Genomic DNA, 1,643 nt, shown 5'->3' with positions numbered 1-1,643 from the left:
GCTGCTGGAACGCTGCGCCGAGGTCGTTGGGGTTGAGGCCGCCGAACATCGCCGCGAACGGGTTGTCGGCGCCACCGGGGGCACCCGGCGTGCCAGGGCCGCCGGGCATGCCCATCCCGAACAGCGCGCCGAACGGGTTCCCGCCGGCGAAGCCGAACGGCTGCGGGCCGCCCTGCTCCTTCTTCTGCTCGTCGCCGGGCCCGCCCTTGGCGTCCTCGGGCTTGGCCTTGCCGTCCTCGGGCTCCTCTGGCGGAACGCCGAATCCGAAGGGAAGGTCGCTCACGGGGGTCCTCGATCCGGTCGGCCGTCATGCGGGTGGTGGCGGTGGGTCTGCGGGCCCGGGGCGGTCGGCGGAGCGGGGGGACTCGCGGCCGGTGGGCGGCTCCCGGTGCGGCTGACCCGCGCCGGGTGCACCGCCGGGCCTCCGCCTCGGGCAGGATGGACGTACGTGACACACGTACGTACGCACATAAGCTAACCGTGGAGGATGGCCGGTGAGTTCCCCGCCTTCGGACGTTCGCTCTGGGCTGACCGGAGGAGAGGACGCCCCGGACACCACGGCGTCGCCGCCTCCAGCCTACGGCGGCAGGCCGCTGACCGTGGCCGTCACGGGTGCCGCCGGGGTGCTCGGCGAGCGCGTCGCGGCCCGCCTGGTGGCCTCGCCGGGAGTGAAGAAGGTCCTCGCGGTCGACGACCGCCGGGGCGAGGTGCCGGGCGTGCAGTGGCGCATCCTCGACGTTCGCGACCCCGCGGTGGCCGAGCGGCTGGCCGGTGTGGACGTGGTGGTCCACCTGGCGATGGACCTCGGGATGGAGTCCGACCCGCGCGCCCGCAGCGCCTACAACGTGCGCGGCGCGCAGACCGTGCTGACCGCCGCCGCGGCGGCCGGCGTGCACCGGGTGGTGCTCTGCACCTCGGCGATGGTCTACGGCGCGCTGGCCGACAACGAGGTGCCGCTGGCCGAGGACTCCGAGCTGCGGGCCACCGAGGAGGCCTCGCTGGTCGGGGACCTGCTGGAGATCGAGCGGCTGGCCCGGCGGGCCCCGCGCGCCCACCCGGGCCTGCAGGTGACGGTGCTGCGGCCGGCCGTGGTGGTCGGGCCGGGCGTCGACACGGTGCTGACCCGGCACTTCGAGGCTCCCCGCCTCCTGGTGGTGGCCGGTTCCCGGCCGTGCTGGCAGTTCTGCCACGTGGACGACCTGGCGGCGGCGCTGGAGTACGCGGCGCTCGGACTGGTCGAGGGCGAGGTGACGGTCGGTTGCGACGGCTGGCTGGAGCAGGAGGACGTGGAGCGGCTGTCGGGCATCCGGCGGATGGAACTGCCGGCGTCGCTGGCGCTGGGCACCGCCGCCCGGCTGCACCGGCTCGGCCTGACCCCGGCACCTGCGGGGGACCTCGCCTACACCATGTACCCGTGGGTGGTCTCCGGCAGCCGGCTGCACGAGGCGGGCTGGCGGCCGCTCTACACCAACGAGCAGGTGCTGGCCGAGCTGCTGGCACAGGTCTCCGGCAAGCACGCGGTGGCCGGGCGCCGGCTGGGCGGCAAGGAGGCCGCGACCAGCCTGGGCGCGGCCGGGGCGACGGTGGCGCTGGTCGGTACGGCGGCGCTGGTGCGGCGGGCGCGCCAACGGCGCCGCCTCTGG

1 protein-coding gene and 1 pseudogene are annotated in these 1,643 nt (G+C 75.7%); one reads left to right on the top strand and one right to left on the bottom strand.

Features of this window, described 5'->3' with window-relative positions:
- A pseudogene (locus tag MCM47_RS40355) lies at window positions 1–283 on the bottom strand (hypothetical protein); the annotation flags it as partial.
- A gap of 211 nt (window positions 284–494) precedes the next feature.
- On the opposite strand from MCM47_RS40355, the gene MCM47_RS40350 reads away from it, so the two are divergent.
- Window positions 495–1,643: NAD-dependent epimerase/dehydratase family protein (locus MCM47_RS40350; protein WP_374209282.1), on the top strand; the 1,149-nt coding region annotated here is incomplete at its 3' end.

It is taken from the genome of Kitasatospora sp. A2-31, from assembly GCF_022288725.1.
Taxonomy (GTDB): Bacteria; Actinomycetota; Actinomycetes; order Streptomycetales; family Streptomycetaceae; genus Kitasatospora.
The sequence above is the reverse complement of the archived record's forward strand: the minus strand, read 5'-3'. Positions and strand labels throughout refer to the sequence as shown.